Origin of the sequence: Aliamphritea spongicola (assembly GCF_017051665.1) — a bacterium.
Classification (GTDB): Bacteria; Pseudomonadota; Gammaproteobacteria; order Pseudomonadales; family Balneatricaceae; genus Amphritea; species Amphritea spongicola.
This window is the reverse complement of sequence record NZ_JAFIDL010000106.1, coordinates 1-286: the sequence shown is the minus strand read 5'-3', so window position 1 is coordinate 286 and position 286 is coordinate 1. Positions and strand designations below refer to the sequence as shown.

Below are 286 nucleotides of genomic sequence, written 5' to 3'. Positions count from 1 at the left end.
CGGGCAGGCCACGGCGCAGCGCATCGGAGGTGACTCCGTTCGCGGGCAGCAGCACGTCAACGTCTTTTCCGTACCGGTTGGGCCACTCGCGCACGTTCTCCACAACCACGCCACGCAGCACCTGCCCGTACACGCGGACCAAAGCCTGCTGCCACTGCGCGCACTCCCGCGCCGTCGATCCCAGCATCAACCCGCCACTAGAAATGCCGCCCGACGCGAGCGCGGCCGCCGCGGCCTGCTCACGCCGGTCAATGGCGGGGCCCAGGCACGATGCGAGCACCGCACC

Annotated in this window: 1 protein-coding gene; it reads right to left on the bottom strand. The window is 70.6% G+C overall.

Annotated elements, in window-relative coordinates; translation table 11 throughout:
* The coding region (locus JYB63_RS22940) for a hypothetical protein (RefSeq protein WP_205660232.1) at nt 1-286 on the bottom strand (286 nt) is incomplete at both ends.